Source organism: uncultured Oceanicoccus sp. (assembly GCF_963968385.1).
Lineage (GTDB): Bacteria > Pseudomonadota > Gammaproteobacteria > Pseudomonadales > Dasaniaceae > Oceanicoccus.
This window is the reverse complement of the sequence record NZ_CAXAHB010000124.1, coordinates 1-3,065: the sequence shown is the minus strand read 5'-3', so window position 1 is coordinate 3,065 and position 3,065 is coordinate 1. Positions and strand designations below refer to the sequence as shown.

The 3,065-nt window shown below is 43.6% G+C and carries 1 protein-coding gene and 2 pseudogenes; all 3 read right to left on the bottom strand.

What is annotated here, in order from left to right:
* Positions 1 to 184, bottom strand: a pseudogene (locus tag AACP44_RS08925) (DUF1254 domain-containing protein); the annotation flags it as partial.
* 34 nt (positions 185 to 218) lie between these two features.
* The gene (locus AACP44_RS08920) at positions 219 to 1,571 is read right to left on the bottom strand and encodes a DsbA family protein (RefSeq protein WP_339340178.1); all 1,353 of its coding nucleotides are present in this window, start codon (positions 1,569 to 1,571) and stop codon (positions 219 to 221) included.
* A 432-nt stretch (positions 1,572 to 2,003) separates the two neighbouring features.
* A pseudogene (locus AACP44_RS08915) lies at positions 2,004 to 2,126 on the bottom strand (DUF3604 domain-containing protein); the annotation flags it as partial.
* Positions 2,127 to 3,065 lie beyond the last annotated feature (939 nt).

Below are 3,065 nucleotides of genomic sequence, written 5' to 3'. Positions count from 1 at the left end.
TCCATTTATAGCGAAGCACTGTGTTTAATTGGTACGGGAACGCATAAATCATCGCATCCACACCCTTGGCGTAGGCATGCTGCTCACGCCAGTCCTTATTGAGATTGATCTGCCAATAACTGCCGCCGGCAATTAACAGCGTTGCCACCAGAGCAATAACTGTTTTTAACGATTTTGATTTCATTATTTTAACCTTCTGTGATTCATTGATAAATTTTTCAGGAAGTACGACGCTTAATTTCAGCAGCCACCAACCATAAACGGTCTTGGCCCCAAACTGCCAAATCCGGTTTTCCGTCAGGCCCAGACAGGCGATAGCTTGGTACGCCCCAAAGCCCTATGTCCTCCACCATTGCCTCTTGGTTTTTTTCAGTGATGGCTTTCCAGTCGTCACTGCCTAGATGTTTTTTGGCTTCTGACCAATCCAAGCCCACCTCTTCAACCGCTCGTCGAATATTCTTTTTCTTATGAAGACCAATGCCTTCGACGAAGGAAAATCTAAGAAATACACTGAGTAATTCTATATCTTTGCCTTGCGTTTTAGCCCATGGTAGAAGTGAATAGCATTGGCGCGTTGGTTCTCCGACAGGCGTAGCTACGGTCCCAAAAGGCAAATTGAAAAAGTCAGCCTCTCTCCTTACATCAACAAAAATATAATTTGCCTTGGATGGAGTGGCAGCAACACCCCGCATGATCATTGGCAATACAGGCCTGAGATTCAGCGTGACACCGCTGGCTTTGGCCATTGCAATAGTTTTATCAAAGATGATCGCTGTATAAGGGCTGTTGAGTGATGGGAAAAAATCTAAAGTGAGACCCTTGGCATTTAAACCCTGAACATTTAGTTCGGGTCGTGGGGCAATAAAAGTCGTATCTTTAGCCTTTGCCAACCCCAGATCCTTTAAACGCTTTTCAAGATGAAATAAACGGTCGACCCCCCAATACCATTCACCACCATAATAGAAACTACCACCAGAATAATAGTTCAATTCCTTAATACGTGCAGAACCTCGATCAACGGCGATAGTCACTTCCTGATCTGTTCCGCAATTATTCGACACGTCAATTTTCTCACCTTGCCAAACTTTATTGCTCAGTTCTTTTAACTCGGCGACAAATTTATCCGCAGGCATTTTGATCAATAAAGATTGCGCCTGTTTAATTAGGTTGGCATTGGGAACCATGGGCGCATTTTCAGGAAACTCTAAATTAAAATACGGCGCAATTAATGCCGCATCGCGTTGTGCCAAAACAGCAAGTTTCAATTCTTCAGGCTGATCATCGCCGCCCGTTGCGCGCATAAGGTGGGGTTTTATCTTGATATGATAACGACTGGCGAATTCTGCCAAAATTTGTGCTGTTAAATGGGAATAAGGGTCATCAAACTGATGAAAGTATTCAACCACATGAGGTTGTTGGTTTTTTGTCCGATTAGCTTCAAAGGTTGTGTGTTGCTCCTCTATGCGTGCCCGATCAGACAGTTTTGTCAGCAATCTTGAAATATAAAAACGAAAAGGTCGTGGAGGATCGATTTGTAGCGGACTATTGTGATTGTTTTTTGACTCTAACATATTCTAAATATCTCTATTTTGGTGAAGACCGATTTTTTGTTGTGATCGTATTCGAGATTGCGGGTAATCATTAGACCGTCAGACAAAAGATTAATGCTGTTACGGCCACGCTTCACCGGAAGTTCGATCTCAGCAATAAGCTCAAGATCAAAACCAAGTTTATCAATGCGGCTACCAAGGCTTGTGATAAGCGTTTCGTCGGCAAGGTTGGCAGCGTTGCCATACCGGTTGTGCCTCTCTTAGAAAACTTAGGTGGGGTGCCCTTTGGGCTTTGTTCCAGCCGAATGTTTAGACCAGAGCTTCTCGCATGTTCTTGATGTCAAGCACCTCTATAGGATAGGTTATGGGAAAATTAGAGTTATTATAATAACTTGCGAAGCCTAATTTATATAGCTTTGAAGTGTCATTGTCTACTCTTTTAGATGATCGTCATTAAGCGTCTGACCAAATCGGCGAAGACCAAGCTCTTTCTTGAATGGTTGCCGGCACGCTCGGATCGGGTTCTCTGCCAAGGCGAATGGCATCAAAGCTCGACCAGCGACAGGTCGGATTCATTTTTTCAAGTTCCAAACCCACCTTCAAGCCTTGTCGAGCAAAGCTGGTTTTATAAGGCACAGCCAGTGGTCTCACCGGGCTGGCAGGGGTCTAGCACTTGGGCAAAGGCACATAGAGTTTCTTGAGGCTACAAAACTTGTTTTTTTCTGGTGCGGCTACTTTCTTTTTAAGCCATCAGGTAATCTTCATCAGTGAAAATAACGAAACCGTCGATGTGTTTATCGTTTGCGACATCGGACTTGCGTTCGAAACTACATTTCTCTCCCAGCTACAAGTTGATGAGAGTATGCGCAAATCAGTCGATGGCACCGCATATGCTTATGTCGGAGTGTCAGTATGGGAGTGCGCTTTCTACTAACGGTTTTGCTAAAGGAAATATTTCCGTCGATCAGAAATTGCCGGAGTTTTGTAATTATAACCGCGGCTGATCCAGAAGGCGCACCATTACAGCACTTAAAGATTATTAAGAGCTAGGTTGATGCAGACGCAAATAAGCAAGATGTTTCGCTGCCCTTATCTCTGGTGAGATAAGGGCAGGGTGATGATAATTTGGCTTATCGAAGACTAGCAGGCAAATATTATCCTGACCGAATATGATTCCCTTGTTTGTCTTGCCCCACGTTAAGGTTTGGGCGTAATAAACACGTTTCTAGCGATAATATAGTAACACCCCCTACAACAGCAGAATCTGGCGCCACTGAGCATCACTTTTCAATCAAAAGTGTATGGGTGCGGTCATTTATGGCTGTTTGTTCGTGAGAGAAAATGTTTATTGTCTGAATAGAGGCCAGTCTGAATTATATGAATTTTAATGTCGGAAATTCAGAGTTTTAAACATTTTTCTAGAGGCTATCCAGTACCTGACAACAGATTTGGAGAAAAGCATGGATTTTGAATACAGCGAAAAAGTGCAGGATTTACTGCTGCGGGTTCGACAGT